The sequence below is a fragment of the Streptococcus sp. CL6.35 genome (assembly GCF_049737915.1).
Taxonomy (GTDB): Bacteria; Bacillota; Bacilli; order Lactobacillales; family Streptococcaceae; genus Streptococcus.
Genome location: NZ_JBKOTU010000001.1, coordinates 241,570 through 265,206 on the forward strand (window position 1 = coordinate 241,570; position 23,637 = coordinate 265,206).

Annotated in this window: 18 protein-coding genes and 2 pseudogenes; 4 read left to right on the plus strand and 16 right to left on the minus strand. The window is 39.7% G+C overall.

Translation table 11 applies throughout. From position 1 onward, the window contains the following. Window positions 1-6: 6 nt before the first annotated feature. The 6 genes from ACLNCP_RS01225 to gyrA all read right to left on the minus strand — a co-directional run bounded on the left by ACLNCP_RS01225 (window position 7) and on the right by gyrA (window position 8,069). A complete protein-coding gene (locus tag ACLNCP_RS01225; RefSeq protein WP_261062411.1) occupies window positions 7-1,281 on the minus strand; it encodes a DUF2130 domain-containing protein in 1,275 nt (424 codons plus the stop codon). 95 nt (window positions 1,282-1,376) lie between these two features. Continuing rightward, complete coding sequence (locus ACLNCP_RS01230; RefSeq protein WP_060805569.1) at window positions 1,377-2,657, minus strand: O-acetylhomoserine aminocarboxypropyltransferase/cysteine synthase family protein; 1,281 nt, start codon at window positions 2,655-2,657, stop codon at window positions 1,377-1,379. Window positions 2,658-2,804: 147 nt separating this feature from the next. Further along, window positions 2,805-3,602, minus strand: a complete 798-nt coding sequence (locus ACLNCP_RS01235) for a formate/nitrite transporter family protein (RefSeq protein ID WP_424843919.1) — start codon at window positions 3,600-3,602, stop codon at window positions 2,805-2,807. 292 nt (window positions 3,603-3,894) lie between these two features. Further along, window positions 3,895-4,692 carry a formate/nitrite transporter family protein gene (locus tag ACLNCP_RS01240; protein ID WP_173876041.1) on the minus strand — a complete coding sequence of 266 codons (798 nt, stop codon included), beginning with the start codon at window positions 4,690-4,692 and terminating at the stop codon, window positions 3,895-3,897. Between the two features lie 165 nt (window positions 4,693-4,857). Then, complete coding sequence (locus ACLNCP_RS01245; RefSeq protein WP_060628427.1) at window positions 4,858-5,601, minus strand: class A sortase; 744 nt, start codon at window positions 5,599-5,601, stop codon at window positions 4,858-4,860. Next, window positions 5,601-8,069 (minus strand): DNA gyrase subunit A, encoded by a 2,469-nt coding sequence (gyrA, locus tag ACLNCP_RS01250; RefSeq protein WP_261014413.1) that lies wholly within the window; start codon window positions 8,067-8,069, stop codon window positions 5,601-5,603. The genes ACLNCP_RS01245 and gyrA overlap by 1 nt, the downstream gene beginning before the upstream one ends. A gap of 194 nt (window positions 8,070-8,263) precedes the next feature. On the opposite strand from gyrA, the gene ACLNCP_RS01255 reads away from it, so the two are divergent. After that, window positions 8,264-9,250 (plus strand): L-lactate dehydrogenase, encoded by a 987-nt coding sequence (locus ACLNCP_RS01255; protein WP_000204728.1) that lies wholly within the window; start codon window positions 8,264-8,266, stop codon window positions 9,248-9,250. A gap of 307 nt (window positions 9,251-9,557) precedes the next feature. Here ACLNCP_RS01255 and pyk read toward each other — a convergent pair whose 3' ends face one another. From pyk to ACLNCP_RS01270, 3 genes are all read right to left on the minus strand, one after another. Continuing rightward, a complete protein-coding gene (pyk, locus tag ACLNCP_RS01260; RefSeq protein WP_424843920.1) occupies window positions 9,558-11,063 on the minus strand; it encodes a pyruvate kinase in 1,506 nt (501 codons plus the stop codon). A 56-nt stretch (window positions 11,064-11,119) separates the two neighbouring features. Beyond that, window positions 11,120-12,127 (minus strand): 6-phosphofructokinase, encoded by a 1,008-nt coding sequence (pfkA, locus tag ACLNCP_RS01265; RefSeq protein WP_000820863.1) that lies wholly within the window; start codon window positions 12,125-12,127, stop codon window positions 11,120-11,122. Window positions 12,128-12,208: 81 nt separating this feature from the next. Next, a complete protein-coding gene (locus ACLNCP_RS01270; protein WP_424843921.1) occupies window positions 12,209-15,310 on the minus strand; it encodes a DNA polymerase III subunit alpha in 3,102 nt (1,033 codons plus the stop codon). 288 nt (window positions 15,311-15,598) lie between these two features. Between ACLNCP_RS01270 and ACLNCP_RS01275 the strand changes: the two genes are divergently transcribed. The 3 genes and pseudogenes from ACLNCP_RS01275 to ACLNCP_RS01285 all read left to right on the plus strand — a co-directional run bounded on the left by ACLNCP_RS01275 (window position 15,599) and on the right by ACLNCP_RS01285 (window position 18,823). Beyond that, complete coding sequence (locus tag ACLNCP_RS01275) at window positions 15,599-17,881, plus strand: Xaa-Pro dipeptidyl-peptidase (protein WP_424843922.1); 2,283 nt, start codon at window positions 15,599-15,601, stop codon at window positions 17,879-17,881. Window positions 17,882-18,055: 174 nt separating this feature from the next. Beyond that, window positions 18,056-18,356: pseudogene (locus tag ACLNCP_RS01280) on the plus strand (Xaa-Pro dipeptidyl-peptidase); the annotation flags it as partial. Then, a complete protein-coding gene (locus ACLNCP_RS01285) occupies window positions 18,353-18,823 on the plus strand; it encodes an arginine repressor (RefSeq protein ID WP_371483663.1) in 471 nt (156 codons plus the stop codon). The pseudogene ACLNCP_RS01280 and the gene ACLNCP_RS01285, both read left to right, overlap by 4 nt. Window positions 18,824-18,866: 43 nt before the next feature. Here the strand turns inward: ACLNCP_RS01285 and ACLNCP_RS01290 are convergent, their stop codons facing one another. The 7 genes and pseudogenes from ACLNCP_RS01290 to ACLNCP_RS01320 form a co-directional block, all read right to left on the minus strand. After that, the gene (locus ACLNCP_RS01290) at window positions 18,867-19,025 is read right to left on the minus strand and encodes a hypothetical protein (RefSeq protein ID WP_007284777.1); all 159 of its coding nucleotides are present in this window, start codon (window positions 19,023-19,025) and stop codon (window positions 18,867-18,869) included. A 9-nt stretch (window positions 19,026-19,034) separates the two neighbouring features. Then, complete coding sequence (obgE, locus tag ACLNCP_RS01295; RefSeq protein WP_004248745.1) at window positions 19,035-20,345, minus strand: GTPase ObgE; 1,311 nt, start codon at window positions 20,343-20,345, stop codon at window positions 19,035-19,037. Window positions 20,346-20,408: 63 nt separating this feature from the next. Beyond that, window positions 20,409-20,543, minus strand: coding sequence for a DUF4044 domain-containing protein (locus ACLNCP_RS01300; protein WP_000863859.1), 135 nt, complete (start codon window positions 20,541-20,543; stop codon window positions 20,409-20,411). A 58-nt stretch (window positions 20,544-20,601) separates the two neighbouring features. After that, window positions 20,602-20,777 (minus strand): annotated as a pseudogene (locus tag ACLNCP_RS01305) (PspC domain-containing protein). 29 nt (window positions 20,778-20,806) lie between these two features. Further along, a complete protein-coding gene (locus ACLNCP_RS01310) occupies window positions 20,807-22,132 on the minus strand; it encodes a glycosyltransferase family 4 protein (RefSeq protein ID WP_371483654.1) in 1,326 nt (441 codons plus the stop codon). 15 nt (window positions 22,133-22,147) lie between these two features. Next, window positions 22,148-23,191: an alpha-galactosylglucosyldiacylglycerol synthase gene (gene cpoA / locus ACLNCP_RS01315; RefSeq protein ID WP_237446905.1), complete on the minus strand. Its 1,044-nt coding sequence runs from the start codon at window positions 23,189-23,191 to the stop codon at window positions 22,148-22,150. Window positions 23,192-23,305: 114 nt separating this feature from the next. Next, the gene (locus ACLNCP_RS01320; protein ID WP_000331925.1) at window positions 23,306-23,635 is read right to left on the minus strand and encodes a metal-sulfur cluster assembly factor; all 330 of its coding nucleotides are present in this window, start codon (window positions 23,633-23,635) and stop codon (window positions 23,306-23,308) included. Window positions 23,636-23,637: the final 2 nt, after the last annotated feature.

The following is a 23,637-nucleotide window of genomic DNA, read 5'->3' on the forward strand; positions in this document are numbered from 1 at the left end:
TGTTTTCTACTCCCCCTTCAGCGCTTCAAATTTTGCTTTCATTGTTGGATTCTTCCGAGTCAATTTTTTGACGGAAACATCTTCCAGCTTATTGTTAGCTAAGCGAAGTTGGTTTTCAGATGTGGTCAGGAATTTCTTAACCTCTTCCATGCGTTTGATGGCCTTGTCGATTTCATCAATAGCTTTGCCAAAGTTGGTCGAAGCTGAATTATAGTTCTTGGCAAAGGCTAGCTTAAAGGCATCCAAGTCTTCCTCAAAATGTGTAATATCAATATTTTGTTCGCGAACCAAGGCCAACTCCTGCTTATATTTTAGAGAATTAAGCGCCGCATTACGTAAGAGACCAATCAACTGGATAAAGAATTGAGGACGAACCACATACATCTTTTCGTATTCGTGGCTGACGTCAACAATCCCTGTGTTAAAGTAGTCGTTATCTGCCTCTAGCATGGTTACCAAAACAGCATATTCGCAGTTCTTCTCCCGACGGTCCTTGTCCAATTCCTTGTAAAAATCTGCATTCTTGTGCTTCTTCTCTGTTCCGTCCGCTTCATTCTTCATCTCAAACATGATGGAAATGATTTCGACTCCATTTTCATCACTTTCGCGGAAAATAAAGTCCCCTTTGGAACCACGCGCAGAGACCTTGTTATCCTTCTCAAAGTAGGCATTTGGAAAGGCAAAACTGCGGACCTTGTTAAACTCACTTTCTGCATACTGTTCCAGACTTTCCCCGATAGCTTTTGTTGATTGTTGGGCCTTGAAATTCTTATAAAATTCGACTTGTTCACTTGCTGCCCTGAGCTGGGCTTCGTAGTTTTGCTTAACAGAAGCAAGAGAAAGATCGTTTTCTTTTTCTTGTAAAAGAAGCTGATTTTTGACCTGATCCCGTTCTTTTTCTAGGTCAGAAAGGGTCTTTTGTAGTTGATTTTCATGCTCCAAACGTAAGGTCGCCAATTGATTTTCCAAGGCCTGTACTTCCTTGTCCTTTGCTAATAAAGCCTGATGGCTTGTCTGTTCAACCTCTTTCTTGGCCAATTCTTTTTCTGTATCAAAATTTTGGATTTGACTCTGCAATTGAGCAATTTCTTGGTCTTTTTGAGCTAGTTTAGACTGTTGTTCATTCATGGCCTTTTGCTCAGCCAAGGCCAGTTCCTGCTTCATCCGATCATGTAGTTCCTTATCAAACTCTGCTGTTCTCACTTGGGACAGAAGTTCGGCATACTGACTTTCATTTACTGTAAAGACTTCCCCACAGTTGGGACATTTGATTTCGTTCATATCGTTCCTCTTTCTAGACTTCTTTAACCATTATATCATGCCTGAAGGAAAATCAAAAACAGCGAGTCGAAACCCACTGTTTATCTTCTTTTTCTTTAAATTTTTTCCAAGGCTAAGCGCAAGTCTTCAATCAAATCATCTACATTTTCAAGACCGATTGACAAGCGGATTTGGTTTGGTGTGACTCCTGCTGCTTCTAGGTCTTTTTCTGACAATTGACCGTGAGTTGTTGTAGCTGGATGGACCACAAGAGATTTAGCATCTGCTACGTTTGCAAGGTCAGAAAAGATTTCTAAATGATCAATTACCTTGCGTGCCTCTGCCTCCCCACCTTTGACATGGAAGGTAAAGATTGAACCCACACCTTTTGGCAAGTATTTTTCAGCCAAGGCATGATAAGGACTATCAGCCAATTTTGGATAGTTGACTTTTTCTACCTTAGGATGGTTGACAAGGAAATCAACAATTTTCTCAGCATTTTGTACATGACGTTCCACACGAAGTGAAAGGGTTTCAAGTCCTTGAAGCAAGAGGAAGGCATTAAATGGTGACAAGGCAGCACCTGTATCACGGAGCAATTGGACACGAACAGCGATAATAAAGGCTGCCGCACCCACATCACGAGTATAGCTCAAGTTATGGTAACTTGGGTCTTCCTCAACAAATTGAGGGAATTTTCCTGAAGCTGCCCAGTCAAAACGACCGCTATCGACAATCACTCCTCCAATAGTCGTACCATGTCCGCCAATAAACTTGGTCGCAGAGTGAATGGCAATATCTACACCGTGAGAAAAGACATTAATCAAGTAAGGTGTGGCAAAGGTATTATCAGAAACAAGTGGAATCTGGTGTTTATGCGCAATCTCAGCCAATTTTTCCAAGTCAGGAATGTTAATCAAGGGGTTACCCAAGGTTTCAATCAAAACAAGCTTGGTATTGTCATTGATAGCTGCTTCCACTTCCTCCAAATTATCCACATCGACAAAGGTTGTTGTGATACCATAACGAGGAAGGGTTTCTTTCAAGAGATTGAAAGTCCCACCGTAAATAGTTGATGCTGCCACCACGTGGTCACCAGCATGGGCAAGCGCCAAAATCGTATAAGTCACTGCGGCCATACCTGAAGCTGTTGCAAGAGCTCCAACACCACCTTCAAGAGCAGCGATTCTTTCTTCAAAGGCAGCCGTTGTAGGATTTGTAATACGAGTATAGATGTTGCCTGGTTTTCTCAAGGCAAAAAGATCGGCACCTTCCTGCGTATCGTCAAAAACAAAAGATGTTGTTTGATAAATCGGCACTGCACGAGACTTGGTAGCTGGATCCACAACTTGACCAGCATGCAATTGTAAGGTTTCAAATTTAAAATCACGAGTCATAAAACGACCTCCAAATAGTTTGATTAAGGATATTGTAGCACCTTAAGGTATAGTTTACAAATATCAGTTTTCTATATTTTGATATAAGAAATAGCTATTACTCTATTTTAAAAACGAAAAAAGCACGACTCAATCGTGCTCATTTTCTTAATCTACATAAGTATCTTCATTTTTATTGAGGAAGGCATATGGAAGACCAACCAAGAGACCACCACCGATCAAGTTCCCAATGAAGGTTACCCCCCAGTGACGAAGCATATTTCCAACACCGAAGTTAGCAATTGAATCAGCAGCAACACTGAATTTTACAATCGCGAAAGAAGCAAAGTTCGCCGCAATGTGCTCGTTTGTTAAGAATACAAACATGTAAATCGCTGACAACACAAGCCAAAGTTTGGCACCACCATCTTTGACCAAAACAAATGAAAGAATCGCAATATTTACGAAAATATTTGCCAAAATCGCCTCAAGCAAGATTAATTCATTTGAACGGCCTAATTTCATCTCAACAACCCCTGAGATGAAACTATCATGAGTCAGATGTGCATAAGCTGCTGAGTGGGCAAACCCCCAACCTGCTATCAAGGCTCCGATAAGGTTGAACAAGGTACAGTAAAGTAAAATCTCAGCTGTTTTTCTCCAAGAGATTTTTTTCAAGAAACTACCAGCAGTCAAGAACATCATGTTTGATGTTACCAACTCGGCATTCAAGAAAACAATGTAGGCCAATCCCCAAGCAAAGACAAATGGGAAGAGGAAGCGTCCACTACCTGGTGCAATTTTATTAATCAAGTCAGCCCCAACTGCACCAGCAGCAGTACTGAAGGTTAAAAATGCACCTGCGAACATAGAACGAATCGCATACTTAAATTTGCTTTGACTATAAAGACTTTCTTTCTTCTTGCAAGCAAATTCAATCTTTGAGATAAATTCTGAAGAAATCATAATAAACTCCTAAAACTTTTATTTGTGATAATTATAACATAAAATCGATATAATGAAAAGCCTTTCCTAATTGTATTTTTAATAAATTTATAAATCCAGCAATCGTTTACATTGTTTTAATAACAAGCTTTTAGAATTTTTAATTATTAGAATATAAAGATTGCATGGAATAACTTTTATTCTATTTAATATATTTTGTTGTTACAATTTACAAAACGATTTTCTCTGCAAGCCTATTTTGTCAAAGAAAAAGAGAGAATCGTTCTGATTCTCCCTGATACACTGACTCTTCTTAATCAACATATGTATCTTCATTCTTATTTAGAAAGGCATACGGTAAACCAATCAGAAGACCTCCACCTATAAAGTTAGCAATAAAGGTTACACCCCAATGTCGAAGGATATTTGGAAGATCAAAGTGAGGTACTTGATCAGCAATCATGCTGAATTTCATAATACTAAAGGAAGCAAAATTGGCAGCGATGTGCTCATTGGACAAGAAGACAAACATGGAAATAGCTGATAAAATAATCCATAGTTTGGCAGCACCGTCTTTGACTAATATAGATGAAAGAATAGCAATATTTACAAATACATTGGCAAGAATTCCCTCAAGCAGGACTAAATCACTTGGACGCGCCAATTTCTTTGCTACAAGCTTAGGAAGGAAACTATCATGGGTCAAATGCGAAAAGGCTGACGAGTTGGCAAAGGCCCATCCAGCTACCAAGGCACCAATGAGATTAAACAAAGTACAATAGAGTAAAATAATCATTGCCTTTTTCCAATCAATCTTTTTCAAAAATGCGCCTGCTGTTAAATACATCATATTGGAAGTTACCAATTCCGCATTTAGAAAGACAATATAAACCAGCCCCCAAGCAAAAACAAATGGGAACAGGAAATACCCACTACTTGGAACAATACTATTAAGTAAATCTGCACCAATAGCCCCGGCAGCTGTACTGAAGGTTAAAAAAGCACCTGCAAACATAGAACGAATTGCATACTTTAACTTACTTTGCTTGAAAAGACTTTCTTTCTTGTGGCAATAATAATCAATCTTCGAAATAAACTCTGACGAACTCATAAACGTCTCCTATTTTTTTATATTTAGTATTATAACACAAAATATTAAAATAGGTAATTGTTTTTAAAAATGATAATATTTGTATTGATTTAACATTACATAATATGTTTATAAAGCAATATAAAAAGAACCAGTAAAACTAAATGTTTACTGATTCTTTAACTATTAATAGCGCTGTTTATATGGCTGATTGAAAGCTGTTAGAATTTCTTCAGGTGTTTGTGAATAATCTTTTGTATCTTTCAAGTCACCTTTTACGATAATACGTTCTGTCGCATCATAGTCTACACATGTTACAAGTGTGATTTCATCAACACCACTACGATCATCAATCTCATCGACGCGATCTGGTGTCACATGCTTCACTTCTCGAATTTCATAGGTATAAACTTTATCCTTATCAGTTAGATAAATTTTCATCCCATTTTTAGCGCGTGCCAGTGGAGAAAAGAGCATTTGACTGGCATTTTCTGCTGTAAAGATGTGGTGGCTCGCAAGTGAATAGTTTCCTTTCCCCATCACTTGGTCACGCTTCATTGTACCAGCTCCATAGAAGAGATTGACATTATCAAGCCCCTTAAAAATAGGCAAGTTAATTTCTACCTCAGGGACAGCAATTCCACCGATAACTGGCAATTTTTGCGAATCCCATTGTGAGGATAAGACAGCTTCTGACGAGATGGCTTTTACGGAATCAAAGTCAAAATTCCCTTCTGTATCTTGATTTTCTTCCAATTTTTCTTTTGATACTTGGCTGACTTGGTATTTATTGGTATTCCAAACCATGAACATATCACGAATTTTTGAATTGAAAATCAAAGCCACTGACAAGAGGATTAAAAACCCTGCCAAGATATTGATTAGTAAATTTTTACGGTTTGTTTTCTTTTTGTTCTTTTTATGAGACATTATGCTTCACCTTCTGTTTCGTTTCCTGTCCCAACTTCTTCTTTTTCTGCCGCTGCAACCGTAGTAAAGGTTACAATTTTAGCATCTTGGTCCAGGCGCATCACTTTAACTCCCATAGTTGAGCGACCTGTTTGTGAAATATTGGCAACGTTGGTTCGAATCATGACACCTGTATCAGTGATAATCATCAAATCTTCATCACCTTTTACAGTCATAAGACCAGCAAGGGAACCATTCTTTTCAGTAATTTTAGCAGTTTGCATCCCTTTACCACCACGACCTTTAGTTGGATATTCGGTCGCAACTGTGCGCTTACCAAATCCTTTTTCAGTGATAATAAGAACCTCGTCCTGATCTGTAATCACACTAGCACCAACAACTGTGTCTCCGTCACGAAGGTTAACACCTTTCACACCAGTGGCGACACGACTCATACCACGAACAGCTGATTGATTAAAGCGAACTGAATAACCAAACTTTGTACCAATGATAATATCCGTGTCCTCTTCTGTCAGCAAGACATTAATCAACTCATCTTCATCTTTAAGATTCAGAGCTTTAAGTCCATTTTGACGAATATTAGCAAATTCCTTAACGCTGGTTCTCTTCACAATACCATGACGAGTTGTGAAGAAAAGATAAGCATCATCGCTACGTTCAGATTCAACATTGATGATGGTCTGAATACTTTCACCTTCATCCAATTTCAAAAGATTGACAATCGGTAATCCCTTGGCTGTACGGCCATACTCAGGAATTTCATAGCCTTTCAGGCGATAAACACGGCCTTTATTTGTAAAGAAGAGTAGGTGATCATGAGTGCTAGTTGACACTAACTCTCGGACAAAATCATCATCCTTAACACCTGTACCTTGAACACCACGACCACCACGTTTTTGAGCGGTGAACTCAGCTTGGTCGAGACGTTTGATGTATCCCTTGTTAGAAAGTGTAATCAAGACATCCGTTTCTTCAATCAAATCCTCATCTTCGAGGCTTAAGACTTCACCGACCATCAATTCCGTACGACGTTGGTCACCAAATTTACGTTTAACTTCATCTAATTCATCTTTAATGATTTGAGAAACACGTTCCGGCTTAGCAAGAATATCCGCCAAATCTGCAATCAAAGCCAAGAGGTCATCATACTCAGACTGAATCTTGTCACGTTCCAAACCTGTCAAACGGCGAAGACGCATGTCTAGGATAGCCTGACTTTGACGTTCAGAAAGCTTAAACTTACTCATCAATTCAGCTTGAGCTTCCGCATCCGTTTCACTAGCACGGATGATACGAATCACTTCGTCGATATGGTCTAGCGCAATCAAGAGACCTTCTAAGATATGCGCACGCGCTTCTGCTTTTTCCTTATCAAAACGAGTACGACGAACAACCACTTCTTTTTGGTGCTCGATATAAGCATCCAAAATCTGACGAAGAGACAAAATCTTTGGTACCCCATTTTGAATAGCCAACATATTAAAACCAAAGTTGGTTTGCATCTGGGTCATCTTGAAGAGGTTATTGAGGATAACATTTGCTGAAGCATCGCGCTTAACTTCAATAACGAATCGAACTCCTTCACGGTTAGACTCATCACGGACTGCTGTAATCCCCTCAATACGTTTTTCCTGAACTAGACGAACGATGTGCTCATGCACCTTTGTTTTATTGACCATATAAGGAAATTCTGTTACAACAATGCGTTCGCGACCCGTCTTAGTTTCTTCAATTTCAGTACGTGAACGAAGGACAATAGAACCTTTACCTGTTTCATAAGCCTTATGAATGCCTGATTTCCCCATGACAAGGGCACCTGTTGGAAAATCTGGACCAGGCAAGACTTCCATCAAGTCCTTAGTGGTCACTTCAGGATTGTCCATGACCAACTTCACAGCATCAATAGTTTCACCCAAGTTATGAGGGGGAATATTGGTCGCCATCCCAACGGCAATACCAGTTGCTCCATTGACCAAAAGGTTTGGAAAACGTGCAGGCAAGACCAAGGGTTCACGTTCATTGGCATCATAGTTATCGACGAAATCAACTGTATTTTTATTGATATCACGAAGCATCTCCAGAGCAATCTTGCTCATGCGTGCCTCAGTATAACGCTGGGCGGCAGCACCATCTCCATCCATGGAACCAAAGTTTCCATGCCCATCTACAAGCATGTAACGGTAGCTCCACCATTGAGCCATGCGGACCATGGCTTCATAGATAGAGGAATCCCCGTGTGGGTGGTATTTACCCATGACGTCCCCTGTAATACGAGCAGATTTTTTATGGGGTTTGTCTGGAGTAACACCCAATTCATTCATTCCATAGAGAATCCGACGGTGAACCGGTTTCAAGCCATCTCGAACATCAGGAAGAGCTCGCGCTACGATAACACTCATGGCGTAATCGATAAAACTCGTCTTCATCTCCTTTGTCAGATTGACATTCACTAAATTTCTATCCTGCATTAATAAATGCCTCATTTCACTATTAGTAATTAACTATATTATACCATAATGTCCACTATATTTCAGGTATCTAAAACCACTAAAACGTTTACATCAAGAACTGAAATGCATATCCGTGACAAAGCTTTTTAAAAGTGATAGAATTAAAATAACTGGGGAAATCCCTGAATAAAATTAAGGAGATGTTTAGAATAATGACTTCAACTAAACAACACAAAAAAGTTATCCTTGTCGGTGATGGTGCTGTAGGTTCTTCTTACGCTTTTGCACTTGTTAACCAAGGAATTGCACAAGAGCTTGGAATTATCGAAATTCCACAATTGCATGAAAAAGCTGTTGGTGACGCGCTTGACCTTAGTCACGCCCTTGCCTTCACTTCACCTAAAAAAATCTATGCAGCTCAATACTCTGACTGTGCAGACGCTGACCTTGTTGTAATCACTGCAGGTGCGCCTCAAAAACCAGGTGAAACTCGTCTTGACCTTGTAGGTAAAAACCTTGCTATCAACAAATCAATCGTAACTCAAGTTGTTGAATCAGGTTTCAAAGGTATCTTCCTTGTTGCTGCTAACCCAGTTGACGTTTTGACTTACTCAACTTGGAAATTCTCTGGTTTCCCTAAAGAACGCGTTATCGGTTCAGGTACTTCACTTGACTCAGCTCGTTTCCGTCAAGCACTTGCTGAAAAATTGGATGTAGATGCTCGTTCAGTTCACGCTTACATCATGGGTGAACACGGTGACTCTGAGTTCGCTGTTTGGTCACACGCAAACATCGCTGGTGTAAACCTTGAAGAATTCCTTAAAGACACTCAAAATGTTCAAGAAGCTGAATTGATTGAATTGTTCGAAGGTGTTCGTGATGCAGCCTACACAATCATCAACAAAAAAGGTGCAACATACTACGGTATCGCAGTAGCCCTTGCTCGTATCACTAAAGCAATCCTTGACGACGAAAACGCAGTACTTCCACTTTCAGTATTCCAAGAAGGTCAATACGGAGTTAAGAATGTCTTTATCGGTCAACCAGCTGTTGTTGGTGCACATGGTATCGTTCGTCCAGTAAACATTCCATTGAACGACGCAGAAACTCAAAAAATGCAAGCATCTGCTAAAGAATTGCAAGCTATCATTGACGAAGCATGGAAAAACCCAGAATTCCAAGCTGCTTCTAAAAACTAATTTAGATAGAAATAACTCCTTGACTCATCAGGGAGTTATTTTTTATCTCTATCTTAACTAAACATTTTATGAAGTTTATGTAAAAAACAACATAACTTTAAAAGCTATCATGTCACAGTTTGGGCATAAATCCGAAAAACCACCAATTAGATCTATACTCACGTTACAAAAGGTCTGGAGTAAGCAGTGCTTGACGCACTTGATACTGTCGCATTAAATCGAAAGTAAAAAGTTTTGCCCCCTGGCACAAAAAAGACCTATCATACAGGCTAGAAAGCTTGATATGATAGGCTCTTTTTCATTTTGATTAGCGTACTGTGCGGATACGCATTGTATTTGTACGAACAGCTTCTCCAAGTGGTACACCAGCTACGATAACGATATCGTCACCAGATTGTACAAGACCTGCTTCAACTGCTTTACGTTCAGCGATTTCGAACATATCGTCAGTTGATGATGGAGCATCTGTCAACATTGGGATAACACCCCAGTTCAACATCAATCCACGTTCTGTCAATTCATCGAATGTCAATGCCAAGATGTCAGCATTTGGACGGTATTTAGAGATCAAACGTGCAGTGTGTCCAGTCTTAGTAAGAGTTACAACCAATTTAATATCCATTGAGTTAGTAGCATCTTTAACAGCTGAAGCCATTACTTCTGTCTTAGTGTTACGTTCGAATGAATCTGAGTTCAAACGTCCGTATTCGTTAAGAAGAGTTTGAGCGTTCTTGTCAATTGTAGCCATTGTAGTTACTGACTCAAGTGGGTATTTACCATTTGCAGACTCACCTGAAAGCATTGTTGCGTCAGTTCCATCGATAACAGCGTTAAATACGTCTGATACTTCTGAACGAGTTGCACGTGGTTTTTCAGTCATTGTTTCAAGCATGTTTGTTGCAGTGATAACAACTTTACCTGCAGCATTGACTTTAGTGATAATCATTTTTTGGTAAACTGGAACCATTTCGAATGGTACTTCGATACCCATGTCACCACGAGCGATCATGATACCATCAGCAGCTTCGATGATTTCATCCAAGTTATCGATACCTTGTTGGTTTTCGATTTTAGCGAACAATTGAACATGTCCATTTCCAGTTTCTTCACAGATTGCACGAACTTCGTTCACGTCTTTAGCAGTACGTACGAATGAAATCGCGATGAAGTTGATACCTTGTTCAAGACCGAAGCGGATATCATCGTTATCACGATCAGCAAGAGCTGGGAAAGGAATTTTAGTGTTAGGAATGTTAACACCTTTTTGTTTAGCAATTACGCCATCGTTTTCAACTTCAACTTCAAATTCACGAGTTGCATCATCTTTAGCAACCACACGAAGACCAAGTTTACCATCGTCAACCAAAACTTGACGACCAACTTCAACATCATCATAGATATCAAGAGCACCAGCAACGTTCAATGCAATCACATCACGAGTTGATTTGATTCCTTGTTTAGTTGCAACACGGATTTTCTCACCAGTTTTGTATGAATACTCTTTAGCTTCACCTTCGAACAATTCTGTACGGATTTCTGGTCCTTTTGTATCAAGAAGGAAACCAACTTTTTTACCTGCAAGTTTTTCTGCAAGTTTAACAGTTGCCATACGGTCACCTTGTTCTTGGTGGTCACCGTGTGAGAAGTTGAAACGGAATGTGTTAGCACCAGCTTCAATCAATTTGGCAATGTTTTTAGCTGAAGCTTCAACATCAAGTTTTTCACCCCAGTATCCGTCATCACCAAATTTTTTACCACCACGGATTTCTACCGCAGGTCCCAAAGTTGCAACGATTTTTACACGTTTATTCATGATTTTTGTGACTCCTTTATATATGACCTTTTTGGTCTTATTAACTAAATTATAAATTATGATAAGCTCTTATTCAAGCTAGATAGCTCAAGGTCAGCCTTGTGTGGGTTGTTAACCACAATCTTACCATCTGCAGTAAGGCTAAACAATGCTCCTTCTTCTGCAGTTCCAAGAATAGGGTTTTCAACCATTTTCTCGTTACGGATACCAACCGCAACACCACCGATACCTTCTTTAAGAAGTTTAACAGCATGTGCACCCATACGTGATGCCAAAACACGGTCACGCGCAGTTGGAGAACCACCACGTTGAATATGTCCAAGTTCTGTCACACGAAGGTCGCTTGTATCCCCAGCTTCTTTTAGTTTTTGACCAAATTCAGCCGCTGACATCACACCTTCTGCCAAGACGATGATGTTGTGTTTTTTACCACACTCATAACCACATTTAATGCTTTCTACGATATCTTCAATCTTGAATCCTTCTTCAGGAATGATGATTTCATCAGCACCAGTTGCAATACCAGCCCAAAGAGCGATATCACCTGCGTTACGTCCCATAACTTCGATAACAAAAGTACGACGGTGACTTGATGATGTATCACGAATCTTATCGATAGCGTCCATAGCAGTAGTTACCGCAGTATCAAAACCGATTGTAAAGTCAGTACCAACGATATCGTTATCGATTGTACCTGGAAGACCGATAGCTGGGAAGCCATGTTCAGTCAAACGCATAGCACCGTGGTAAGATCCGTCACCACCAATAACAACTACACCTTCAATCCCGTGTTTTTTCAATTGCTCAATCCCTTTAAGTTGCCCTTCAAGTTGAGCGAACTCTGGGTAGCGAGCTGAGTGAAGGAAAGTACCACCACGAGAAATGATGTCTCCTACTGAAGCTGCATCTAGGGGATGAATTTCACCGGCAACCATACCAGCATATCCATCATAGATACCAAACACTTCCATTCCTTCTGAAATTGCTTGACGAACAACTGCACGAATGGCAGCGTTCATACCAGGGGCGTCTCCACCACTAGTCAAAACAGCAATACGTTTCATATTGGTTATGCTCCTTTTTCTTTTAACATTCTTACTGATTATACCACATTTACGTTGAAAATTCTTCTATTTTCCGTAATTTTAGCGATAAATCGTTTTCATAACGATTCCATTCAATTTCGCCTCTAATTCATCAGATTTAGCTACAAAATGGTTTGGAGAAACAATTGTTCTCTGCTCCTCTTCATACCTGATAATGACTGGGATTGGGCCTTTATACTGGTCTAAAATACGTGACATTTCTTGATCCGAGTCATGATTTTTCACCTGAATCCAAAAGCGTTCAGCCACTGCTTCTCTTATTTCTTGTGCAATCATTTGCAGACGGCCATCACGTGATTGGACTTTCCCTTTGATATAGTAGAAAGCTCCCTCTCTCACTTCTTGTCCAACCTGTCTATATAAATCTGAAAAAAGGGTAACATCTAATTTTTTCTTACTGTCATCCACCTGTAAGAAAGCCATATTTTCACCCTTTTTGGTACGAATTACTTTTATCTTCTGAACTTCAACCAATATAATAGCATAGCTATTTTCTGACAAACTACTAATAGGAGTAATCGGATAAATAGCCTTACTTGCAATAGCTTGTAGAGGATGTTTGCTCACGCCTACTCCTAGGAGCTCTTGTTCCATGTAGAATTTTTCTTGGTCCGTCCAGTCCTCCGAATCTTGCCAACTATAGATGGTCTCTCCAAATAAGCTTCCTAATACTTTCACAAATTCAAATAGATTAGCTAAATTATTGAATACTTTTTGACGATTTTTTTCAAATGAATCGAAAAGACCAACTTTTACCAAAGGTTCCAGCAAGGGAAGTTTCAAATAATTCTCAGGTAGTTTAGCTAAAAAATCTTCAATGTTAGAATAGGGTCTATTTTCAATAATCCAAAGTGCCAAATCCTTGCTGAGCCCCTTAATCGATTTCAATCCTAGATAGATGGCCTTGTTGGCAATTTTATCATGATAAGGAATGGTGTTAATTGACAGAGGGACTACTTCAAATCCTGCTTCTAGGGCATCCATTAAGTAATCACTGTTGGCAGAATTCAACATGATCTGATAAAAAATCGCTGGATAATGTGTTTTGAAATAGGCCAACTGGAAAGCCAAGGCTGAGTATGCATAGGCATGAGAACGGTTAAAACCATAACCTGCAAACTTCTCCATGACATCAAAGACCTGCTCTGCCTTTTCCGCAGTATGACCAGCTTCTATGGAGCCTTGAATAAAGGAAGTCCTCATCTCATGCATAGCAGAGGCATCCTTTTTACCCATAGCTCGACGCAAAATATCGGCCTTCCCAAGACTAAATCCAGCAAATCGCTGAGCAACCTGCATAACCTGCTCCTGATAGAGCATAATGCCATAAGTTGGAGCCAAAATATCCTCCAGATCTGGATCCAGAACCGTCACTTCTTCTTGCCCATGCTTTCTAGCTACAAAATTATTGATATAATCACTAGCACCTGGTCGATTTAGGGAAGTAGTTGCTACGACATCTTCAAAACAGACTGGCTGCACACGCTTGAGTAGGCGAATAGCACCAGGTTGTTCAAATTGAAAGATACCTTTTGTATTACCAGAAGCAAAAAGAGCTAACGTTTCTTTGTCTTCCAAATCAATTTCTTCTATTTTTATATGAATACCTTCTGTTTCAGCAAGCAACTCTTGCATTTTCTGGACAAAGGTCAAATTTCGTAGCCCCAGAAAATCCATCTTCAAAAGTCCACTCGCTTCGACTCCATGAGCATCATATTGAGTCAGTGGAATTTCGTCACCATGCTTTAGAGGGATGTAATTGGTCAAATCTTGGTCACTGATTACAACACCAGCTGCATGGACAGAGGTTTGTCTTGGATAGCCCTCAATCTTGCAAGCAATCTCAAAGGCTTTTTGGTATTCTAACTTACTATTAATTTGCTGACGAAACTGGAGATTCCCCTCATAGGCTGACTTGAGATTATCACGAAAACTAATTTTCTTGGTAATTGCAGATAATTCATACTCTGGCACACCAAAGCGCTTCAAGACATCTCGCAAAGCTTGTTTGGCACCAAAGGTTGAAAAAGTAACGATTTGAGCCGCATGTTTACTGCCGTATTTATTGCCAACATATCTGATAAAATCTGGACGATAAATATCAGGAATATCGATATCAATATCAGGCATAGTATAACGTTCACGATTGAGGAAGCGTTCAAAAATCAGATTCTTCTCTACTGGGTCAATCCCTGTAATGTCTAAAGCATAGGAAACCAAGCTACCTACTGCAGAACCCCGTCCCATTCCCATATAATAGCCATTCGAACGTCCAAAACGCAACAAATCCCAGACAACCAAGAAATAATCGTCAAAGCCCATATCATGAATAACAGCCAATTCTTGGTCTAGACGGTCTTGATATTCTTTACCAGTCACCCCCTTCTGAACAAGCCCCAATTCAGCGCGTTCTCTCAACTCTTCTACTGCTGGTCTAGCAGGATTAAAGCGAGGCAGTTTTAGACTAGTATCCAAGTCATAAGAAATGCCTGAAATAAGCTTTTCTAAATTGTCCAAGGCTTGAGGAAAACGTTCTTGGAATAGTTTCTCTAAAGAACTTGCTGATATAAAGACATCTTGTCGTGAGCGCAAGGGAACTTCTCTAAGGGAGAGATTTTCTTTAATCGCTGTTAAAACTTGCAGAATTTCTCTATCCTTACTTTCAAAGGCATTGACCCGACATAGTGGCAAAATTGGATGGTGAAATTCGCTGGACAGTGTTTCTGGGTAAACCCCTATATAGTAATCACAGCCTAGATTTAACAACTCAAGTTCTTCAAAATAAGGTACAATTACAGCAATATCTTCAAGATACTGAGACAGAACCGACCAAGTTTTCTCCCCCTGCATCTTAGCTGTTGAAAGTTTCATCAACTGCTGGTAGCCCACACTAGATAGAGCTAAAAAGCGCAGATTCACATCTTTATCATCTACAAGGACATTCATTTCAAGCCCTAACAAAGGATGAATTCCATATTTTTTTGTAACCTCTAGAAAGTCGAAAGCCCCATAAAGATTGTCAATATCCATCATAGCCAGATGAGTGTATCCATAGTCTTTTGCTACTCTCACATACTTGTCAATTGAAATGACACTCTCCATAAAACTATAGACTGTTTTTGTATCTAGTTGTGCGATCAATTTACACTTCTCCTCTATCGTTCTCACTATATTATACCATTTTCTTTAAATTTCTATTACTATTACTGATGCTTTAATATCTAATAACTCAAATCATAGTTGACTAGACGATCCTTGCCCGATTTTCAACAGCATCGATAATATTTTTGTATTTAAGCTTATCATTTTACTTGTTTATTTCATAAGTACTTATTTTTATTTATTATAATTTCTGTTAATTTTTATAGTTTCTTTTCTCTCTATTTTTTGATATAATAACCTTAATATATTTCATAAATAGGAGGTTTTATGCGTTTTAATCAATTCAGCTATTTTGCGCTACCTAGAGATACAATTATCTTTGAATTAAAAAAGTATGGATTCGATTTACCGGTCAACATTACAAATAAAAAAACGCTTGAAGCGTTTCTTATTCGTTTCTTTTTTAATTACAAAGATAGCACCTATCCCCTATCCAGTTTAGCAGTTGATAAAGAAACTGACTTACTGACATTTTTTCAGTCAGACAAAGAACTGACTGCAGATATTTTCTATACTGTAGCCTTTCAACTCTTAGGTTTTTCCTACTTGATTGACTTTGAAGACAGTGATGTTTTTCGTAAAGAGACTGGTTTTCCCATTGTATATGGTGACTTGATTGAAAATTTCTATCAGTTACTCAATACTCGCACCAAAAAGGGAAATACTCTTATCGACCAACTTGTCAGTGACGGTCTTATTCCTGAGGATAATGACTATCACTACTTTAACGGTAAGAGTTTGGCTACTTTTTCTAGCCATGATGCCATTCGAGAAGTCGTTTACGTTGAGTCTCGTGTCGATACTGACCAAAAAGGTCTTCCAGACTTAGTCAAGGTTAGCATTATTCGTCCTCGTTTTGATGGAAAAATCCCTGCTATCATGACAGCCAGTCCCTATCATCAGGGAACAAATGACAAGGCTAGTGACAAGGCTCTCTACAAGATGGAGGGCAATCTCGAGGTTAAACCTGCTCACAAGATTGAGCTAGAGGAACCTCAACTAAATCTCGTCCAACCTCAAGGTCAAGCTGAGCTTGTGTCAGAAACTGAGGAAAAGCTAACGCACATCAACGCTAGCTATACTCTCAACGACTACTTCCTTCCACGAGGTTTTGCCAATCTGTATGTCTCAGGTGTTGGTACCAAAGACTCTACTGGTTTCATGACTAACGGAGACTACCAGCAAATCGAGGCTTATAAAAATGTCATCGATTGGCTTAATGGCCGTTGCCGTGCTTTTACTGACCACACGCGCCAACGTCAAGTCAAGGCTGACTGGTCAAATGGAAAAGTAGCTACAACTGGACTTTCCTATCTAGGTACCATGTCCAATGGTCTTGCGACTACAGGTGTAGATGGTTTAGAGGTTATTATTGCCGAGGCTGGTATTTCTTCGTGGTACAACTACTACCGTGAAAACGGTCTGGTAACTAGCCCAGGTGGTTATCCAGGTGAGGACTTTGACTCCCTTGCAGAACTAACCTACTCTCGTAATCTCTTGGCTGGCGACTATATTCGTGGTAATGAAGATCACCAAACTGACTTAGAAAAAGTAAAAAAGCAGTTAGATCGCAAATCTGGTGACTATAATCAGTTTTGGCATGACCGCAATTATCTGCTCAATGCTCATAAGGTAAAGGCAGAGGTTGTCTTTACTCATGGTTCACAGGATTGGAATGTCAAACCACTTCATGTTTATCAGATGTTTCACGCCCTTCCTGATAATATAAATAAGCACCTCTTTTTCCATAATGGTGCCCATGTTTATATGAATAACTGGCAGTCCATTGATTTCCGTGAGTCCATGAATGCCTTATTGACTAAGAAATTACTGGGAGAAGATACAGATTTTCAACTCCCTACTGTCATTTGGCAGGATAATACAGCTCCTCAGACTTGGTTATCACTTGATACCTTCGGTGGGCAAGAAAACTTTGAAACTTTCGCACTTGGTCAAGAAGAGCAAGTTATTCAAAACCTGTACTCAGATAAAGATTTTGAGCGTTATGGTAAGACATACCAGACCTTCAATACAGAACTCTATCAAGGGAAAGTCAATCAGATTACTATTGACCTTCCTATAACCAAAGATCTTCACTTGAACGGTCGTGCTCAGCTCAATCTACGTATCAAATCCAGCACAAACAAGGGGCTCTTATCAGCTCAACTGCTAGAATTTGGACAGAAAAAATACCTACAACCTTATCCAGCTGTTTTAAGTGCTAGAACTATTGACAACGGTCGCTACCATATGTTGGAAAATCTCTGTGAATTGCCTTTTCGTGAAAATGCACATCGCGTCGTGACAAAAGGCTACCTCAATTTGCAAAATAGAAATGGTTTACTGTCAGTAGAGGATATTAAGGCAGATGAGTGGATGGATATCCAATTTGAACTGCAACCAACTATTTATAAGTTAAAAGAAGGAGATACTCTTCGTCTAGTCCTCTATACTACTGACTTTGAAATCACAATTCGTGACAATACCGCTTACCACCTGACTGTTGATCTTGAACAGTCTAGTCTTATCCTACCTTGTCAAAAGGTATAATATATTAGAATTTCAATACGGAACTATTTCCACTTGAACAGTTGAAACAAACATAAACTTTGGGTCAACTTCAATCCCAATATGGGCTTATGATAGGTCTACACGGGAGCTTAGACAAAAGATACTAAGACCCTAACCAACATATGTACTCATTAATAACACTCGCTACCACTCCACATGTTGGACAATCTCTGTGAATTGACATTAATCGTAAATTCACAAGAAGTCGTGACAAAAGGCTACCCTAATTGAATGATTTACTGTTAGTAGAGGACACCAATGTAGATAAACGGATAGATACCCAATTCATCTACACCCAACTAGTGACAAGTTAAAAGAAGGAGATTTCCTCCGTATAGTTCTCTATACTACTGACTTTGAAATCATCATACGTGACAATACCGCTTACCACCCGACTGACGTTCTCGTTCAGTCCACGCTTTCTGTACCTTGTACAAGGAGTAATATTTTATGAATAAATCTGAACACCGACACCAACTCATACGCGCTCTTGTTGCAAAAAACAAGATTCATACACAGGCTGAGCTGCAAGCCCTTCTTGCTGATAACGACATTCAAGTTACCCAGGCAACTCTCTCACGCGACATCAAAAATATGAACCTGTCAAAAGTACGAGAAGAAGACAACTCTTACTACGTGCTCAATGCAGGTTCAACCTCAAAATGGGAAAAACGTCTCGAAATTTATATGGAAGATGCTCTTGTCTTGATGCGTCCAGTTCAACACCAAGTCCTACTAAAAACCCTTCCTGGGCTTGCTCAATCCTTTGGTTCTATCATTGATGCTTTGAGCTTCCCTGACGCTATCGCTACCCTCTGTGGCGATGATGTCTGTCTGGTCATCTGTGAAGATATAGAAGCTGCTCAAAAATGCTTTGAAGAACTGAAAAAATTCGCTCCACCATTTTTCTTTGAAGAATAAAAAAATTCCGTGTCTAATCTGGCACGGAATCTTTTTATCTATTTTACTGAGATGGATTGTCTTTTTTAGTTCGTGCCAATCTCAGGGCACGATTTGGATTGAGACGATTAAACAGTTCTTCCAATTTCTTTTCATTCCAAACATCTGCGGCGGAAACAAAATTGCCATCAGCATCTCGGAAAGATATCGGTTTATCTCCCATACCAGTCTCCTAGTCTACAAATTCAAACTCAAATTTACCAATGCGGACCAAGTCCCCATCTTTAGCACCACGCGCACGAAGGGCTTCATCAACCCCCATACCACGAAGCTGGCGAGCAAATTTCATGACTGATTCGTCACGATCAAAGTTGGTCATATTAAAGAGTTTCATGAGTTTTTCACCAGAAAGTACCCATGTCGCATCGTCATCACGACTAATTTCAAAGGCTTTTTCTTCCTCGTCAAATCCATAATAAGCTTCTTCTTCCATATCTGACTCATCATAGAGCAAGAATTCTGGTGTCTTATCTAACAATTCAGCTGTAGCATCTAAAAGTGTAGCCAGACCTTGCTTGGTCAAACCAGATATTGGGAAAATAGCTGGTAACTCTTCAAATTCATCGTAGTTTTCAGCCAATTTTTTCTTAAATTCTTTAAGATTTTCCTGACTCTCAGGCATGTCCATCTTATTAGCCACAATAATCTGTGGACGCTCCATGAGACGGAGGTTATAAGACTCTAACTCCTTATTGATAGCTAAGTAGTCCTCATAAGGATCACGTCCTTCGCTAGCTGACATATCAATGATGTGAAGGATGACACGTGTACGCTCGATGTGACGGAGGAACTGAGTTCCCAAACCAACACCTTGACTAGCGCCTTCAATCAAACCTGGTAGATCGGCTACTGCAAAGGATTCACCTGATTGGGTACGAACCATACCTAAATTTGGCACAATGGTCGTAAAGTGGTAGGCACCAATTTTAGGTTTAGCTGAGGTAATAACACTTAAAAGTGTTGATTTCCCTACAGATGGGAAACCTACTAAACCAACATCTGCCAAGATTTTTAGTTCCAATTGTAACTCACGTTCCTGACCTGGTTCTCCATTTTCAGAGATTTCTGGAGCAGGATTTTTTGGGGTTGCAAAGCGGATGTTTCCACGTCCACCACGTCCACCGTGGGCCACGATAAATTCTTGACCGTGTTCAATCAAATCTGTCAAGACCTTGCCAGTCTCTGCATCACGCACAGTCGTACCTTGCGGCACTCGAACTCTGAGGTCCTCTGCACCACGACCATGCATCCCTTTGGTCATTCCTTTTTCACCAGAATCAGCCTTAAAATGACGGTTATAACGGAAATCCATCAAGGTACGTAGTCCTTCGTCTACAACGAAGACGACATTCCCTCCACGTCCACCATCACCACCCCAAGGACCGCCATTAGGGACATATTTTTCACGACGAAAGGCAACCATGCCATCGCCACCATTACCAGCCTTGACCTTAATCTTGGCCGTATCTAAAAACATACTCATTTTTTCTTCTCACTTTAAAAAAGGGCTGGGAAATCCCAGTCACTAAATTTTCTTGAATCTATTTTATAGATTACTGAGGGCACCAATTGCAGTTGCAAAAATTCCCAATAAACTTGCTACTAGCATGATAATCACGATAAACAAGGTTATTTTCTCAAACATAGTTTTTTTACGATTTCCATTATCTCCAAATGCCATTTTTCTCTCCTTCGTTACATTCTATTTTCTATTATCTTAGCATGAATTTAGCTAGTTTTCAATAGTCAGTTGCTACTGGTGCGATAATCCATAAAATGATATAAGCTACAATTCCAGCTCCATAACCAAAAGCAAGAACACCCCATATTCACGAACAATAGTGGGATCCATATCAAAATAATGAGCCACTCCAGCACAAACACCAGCAATCTTTTTGTCACGACCACTTCTCATTAATTGTTTTTTCATAGCTGTTCCTCTTTCTATTCTTCACGGTCTTTCCAATAATCTCTGATGCTGATTAACTGTGTTTTTGAAGCCCTCAGCATTCGTCTAGAGCCTTTTACAGGCACAGCAACCACCTGTTGCGGTAAATACAAAACTGTCTTAAAGATACGCTGGCTGACCGTATCATCTTTTGCTAAATCTTTCTGGAAATTATTTGAAATAATAGCATCCAGATAAAATTCATGCACCCGTTTTCCAAAGTTCTCAGCTGAAATCTCGTATAATTTAGCTGATAAGGTATGCTCATTCATGTCTGGCGTTGCAATCAGGGCTTCTAAAATAGCCCCAGCCAAATCATGTTCACCGTAGTATAATGTTCCAAACATCTTATCATTGATCAGATTGTCCAGATAAGGATTTCCGTGAGCAATAACTGGCGTTCCACTGGCCAAGCTTTCCAAGTATGTCAAACCCTGCGTCTCACTCGTCGATGCTGAGATGAAGAAATCCGCTGCCTTATAGTAAAGAGCCGTCTCACTAGGAGCAATCATCCCTGTAAAGACAACAGAGTCTTGAATCTCTAGTTTCTGGGCTTGCTCTTTAAGGTCATTCAGATAAGGGCCATCCCCAGCTACCACCAGTTTGACCTTGTCTTCTTCTTTCAGAACTTCTGCAAAAGCTGCTAAAACTGCTTGAATATTTTTTTCATAAGAAATTCTGGAAAGACTCAGTAACATCTGTTCATCATCTTGAATCCCTAATTTACTACGCAGTTCTTTTAAATTTTCTTGCTTGATTTCTGGACGCTCAAACTTGGCTAATTCAATCCCAGTTGGAATGACCCGTTTTTCAACCTTGACCTTATAGTCAGATAGCAAATCACGGACAATCTCACTCGGGCAAATAACCCCATCCACGTCATGAAGGAAACCTCTGACCAGATACTTGACCATGCTAGGACGAATCAACATCCCCTTGGCAATATAATGCACATAGTCTTCATACTGGGTGTGATAGGTATGGATGACTGGGATTTTCAGTTCACGCGCAATCCAAATTCCCAACAGGCCAAGAGAAAATTCTGTCTGAGTGTGGATAATATCTAGCTGATATTGTTTGGCAATTTCTAGCGCCTTGCTAAAACCTCGGTAGGCAAAGCGGCGATCTTTAAAAGCAAAAAAGGGTACACTTGGAATGCGGATAATTTGCCAATCTTCATAGCGATTGACATCCTTATCAGTCGTCGTAAAGATAAAAACTGCATGTCCTTGCTTTTCAAGTTCTGTTTTCAAGGTTCGAATACTAGTCGCAACACCAGAAACCTGAGGAAAATAGGTATCTGTAAATAAACCAATTCGCATAGATTACCTCACTTTTTACTTTCTCCCTAAAGCGGCTTGTTTCTCATAAAAGTCCAACCAAATTTGTAAGAGATGCTCTTCAGAATACTCTCTGGAAATATTCTTAGCTTTTTCTTTGAGGTCTTTTAAGGCAGCAGGATTTGCTTGATATTCTAAAATAGCCTCTTTCATCTCTTCTCTATCTGCTGTCGCCCGATAATTTCCCTCTAAAATCACCTTATAAAGATCCAAATCACGTAGCATAATAGGAGCCTCACAACTGGCAGCTTCTAGAATAGTCATCGGAAAAAGTTCATTGTAACTAGGCAACAAGAAAAGATCTGCTAAGGCATACAATTCGCGCATCCGCTCTGGTGACACGATACCTGGAAAAATCAAATTCTTAGGAGGATTTTCCATTATTTTCTTGTAGCGCTCATAACCATCTGTCATGCCACCAAAAGAGAAACCACCAGCCCAGATAAAGGTAATCTGAGGCAATTCCTCAGCCAGACGGATAAAATCATCAATCCCTTTGCGTTTCTGAACTTGACCAGCACCTACTACGATAAACTGATTGTCACTAAGACCTAGCTCTGTTCGCAGACTCGCTACCTCTTCTTGTGGAAGAGGATGCCATTTTTCCTTATTGACAAAGTTAGGAATATAGGTCACTTTTTCACGTGGAATACCAGCTGCCACCAAATCCTCGATAAACATAGGATTAACCACAACCAGGTGCTCCATCCGGTTGTAAAAAGAAAATACATAGCGCTTAACAATTCCCTTTAAGAAAAATGGAATTTTCAAACTCCCCTCAAGTGTATCAGGTAAGAAATGCACGTAGCCAATTTTTCTCCCTGAGCGTTTCTTTTGGAAGGTTGATAAATAATAGGGTAAATCAATTGTATGAAAGTGAGTCACATCTGCCTCGATTGGAAGATTTTCTGTAACAATCAATTGATCCTTGGCATCACGGTGAAGAAGACGAACTAATTCACGGTAAGCACCTGAGACTCCCTGCCCTGCTACTTTCTCACTTGAACTCAACATATTGATGCGTAATTTCTTTTTTTCCATAACTACTATTATATCATTTTCTTTGAATAAAATCAGCAAAAGAAAGGAGAGACTAGAGGAAAAGAGGGGGAAATTTCCTCATTTTCCAATGGTCTCTCACATGTTTTTATAGGTTTACTTAATGCCTAGGGCAATGCGTGCATAGCGACTCATTTTTTCAACTGTCCAGGCTGGATACCAGACTAATTTAACCTCAGTATCCGTTACTTCTGGTACCTCTGTCATAGCATCATAAATCTGGTCCGTCAAAAGGTCTGCTAGGGGACAACCCATGGTTGTCAAAGTCATATCAATCTCTGTTTGACCTGTGTCACCGTCAAAACGAATCTCATAGATTAAACCAAGGTTGACAATATCGATTCCCAACTCAGGGTCGATGACTTCTTCCAAGGCTGATAAAATTCTTGTTTTGATATTTTCAATTTGCTCTTCTGTATAAGCCATAT

Coding starts and splice junctions, on each gene's coding strand:
- pyk (WP_424843920.1), bottom strand. CDS start 11,063: ATGAATAAACGTGTAAAAATCGTTGCAACTTTGGGACCTGCGGTAGAA.
- ACLNCP_RS01290 (WP_007284777.1), bottom strand. CDS start 19,025: ATGGGAGATAAACCGATATCTTTCCGAGATGCTGATGGCAATTTTGTT.
- ACLNCP_RS01275 (WP_424843922.1), top strand. CDS start 15,599: ATGCGTTTTAATCAATTCAGCTATTTTGCGCTACCTAGAGATACAATT.
- ACLNCP_RS01310 (WP_371483654.1), bottom strand. CDS start 22,132: ATGCGAATTGGTTTATTTACAGATACCTATTTTCCTCAGGTTTCTGGT.
- ACLNCP_RS01240 (WP_173876041.1), bottom strand. CDS start 4,692: ATGAGTTCGTCAGAGTTTATTTCGAAGATTGATTATTATTGCCACAAG.
- gyrA (WP_261014413.1), bottom strand. CDS start 8,069: ATGCAGGATAGAAATTTAGTGAATGTCAATCTGACAAAGGAGATGAAG.
- ACLNCP_RS01255 (WP_000204728.1), top strand. CDS start 8,264: ATGACTTCAACTAAACAACACAAAAAAGTTATCCTTGTCGGTGATGGT.
- ACLNCP_RS01225 (WP_261062411.1), bottom strand. CDS start 1,281: ATGAACGAAATCAAATGTCCCAACTGTGGGGAAGTCTTTACAGTAAAT.
- ACLNCP_RS01245 (WP_060628427.1), bottom strand. CDS start 5,601: ATGTCTCATAAAAAGAACAAAAAGAAAACAAACCGTAAAAATTTACTA.
- ACLNCP_RS01320 (WP_000331925.1), bottom strand. CDS start 23,635: ATGGCTTATACAGAAGAGCAAATTGAAAATATCAAAACAAGAATTTTA.
- obgE (WP_004248745.1), bottom strand. CDS start 20,345: ATGAGTATGTTTTTAGATACGGCCAAGATTAAGGTCAAGGCTGGTAAT.
- ACLNCP_RS01300 (WP_000863859.1), bottom strand. CDS start 20,543: ATGGCATTTGGAGATAATGGAAATCGTAAAAAAACTATGTTTGAGAAA.
- ACLNCP_RS01230 (WP_060805569.1), bottom strand. CDS start 2,657: ATGACTCGTGATTTTAAATTTGAAACCTTACAATTGCATGCTGGTCAA.
- ACLNCP_RS01285 (WP_371483663.1), top strand. CDS start 18,353: ATGAATAAATCTGAACACCGACACCAACTCATACGCGCTCTTGTTGCA.
- ACLNCP_RS01235 (WP_424843919.1), bottom strand. CDS start 3,602: ATGATTTCTTCAGAATTTATCTCAAAGATTGAATTTGCTTGCAAGAAG.
- pfkA (WP_000820863.1), bottom strand. CDS start 12,127: ATGAAACGTATTGCTGTTTTGACTAGTGGTGGAGACGCCCCTGGTATG.
- cpoA (WP_237446905.1), bottom strand. CDS start 23,191: ATGGAAAAAAAGAAATTACGCATCAATATGTTGAGTTCAAGTGAGAAA.